2 protein-coding genes are annotated in these 1,182 nt (G+C 39.1%); both read right to left on the reverse strand.

From position 1 onward, the window contains the following. On the reverse strand, positions 1–292 hold a 292-nt coding region (locus F6K53_RS44040), incomplete at its 3' end, for a hypothetical protein (RefSeq protein WP_293087169.1). A gap of 380 nt (positions 293–672) precedes the next feature. After that, the gene (locus F6K53_RS44045) at positions 673–855 is read right to left on the reverse strand and encodes a beta-ketoacyl synthase N-terminal-like domain-containing protein (RefSeq protein ID WP_293087170.1); all 183 of its coding nucleotides are present in this window, start codon (positions 853–855) and stop codon (positions 673–675) included. Between the last annotated feature and the right edge of the window lie 327 nt (positions 856–1,182).

Raw genomic sequence — 1,182 nt, forward strand, 5'->3', positions numbered from 1 at the left:
GATCTACCTTGGAGTATATCCGAACCGAAAATGACACATTATAATTATGACTCTGGGGTGATAGCTGCCACAAAAACCAGAGATCTTTTTGACCATAAGAGAGGGGATGGACTTGGGATATATCTGGATTTTCCCTTAGTAACTTTAATATTTCTGATTTATACTGCTCTAATTCTGCCATAACATCAGTGGTCAGTACTTCTTGGGAACCTTCAGTTCTTAACTTTCCTCCATCATTCCATAATTTAACACCTTTTTGATCAAGGTATTGTAAAAAAATAATTAAGTTCATAGTTGTACCTTTATCCAGTTATTTCATTTACTGTTATCTGTGCGATCGCTTTTATTTAGTTATTAATTTAGTTGATTTTATATAGCAGCAATGGTGATTACTTACATAGTTTTTTTGTAGTGGTACACAAGTAGTGATTTTAGCTCCCGAAACCTCCATTATGCCGTAGCAAAATCACTAGATCTTGATCACTACCTTTTATTTAAAGGTTTGTGTATATCGATTAGGTGATTTTTCAGGGCTAATACTCGAGCCGCTTTATTTTGGATATGAGCAGTTAATATCTTTGGCTCTCCTAGCTTGATTGAAAACCCAGTGACATCATAGGCTACACTATCATCTAATTCAGATTGTCTAATATTATCTTTATAATCTCTTTATCATCTATTTTTATAATCATTTACAGTAATACTAACAAAAACTCCTGTAGACTGACCTTCTAAGGGTTTTGGAATGTGCCCGTCATTTTCTATGGCTTCCCAAGTAACTTCCAGAAGTAACCGATGTTCTGGATCGAGACTGACAGTGTCCCGAGGTGAAATCCCAAAAAAGCGAGTATACATCTTACCTGGAACGCTTGGATCGGGTTTTTAGTAAGCATTGAGCGCGGTTTGCACTTCAGTTAGGTACAAAGTTTTGGGTTTGTAGGGAGCAGGGAGCAGGGAGCAGGGAGCAGGGAGCAGGTAAGAGGTAAGAGGTAAGAGGTAAGAGGCAAGAGGAACCCACCCCTAACCCCCTCACAGGGGTAGGTTTTTAACAAAGACCTCAGGTGTGGGGTGTGGGTTGTGGGGTGTGGGGTGTGGGGGATAAGAAAATATACTTAATTTGTCGTTAAAAATCATCATTTCTTCGTTGTTTTCCTTTTCCTCTCCTTCTGATCCGCCCCCGAC

Origin of the sequence: Moorena sp. SIO4A1, assembly GCF_010672065.1 — a bacterium.
Lineage (GTDB): Bacteria > Cyanobacteriota > Cyanobacteriia > Cyanobacteriales > Coleofasciculaceae > Moorena.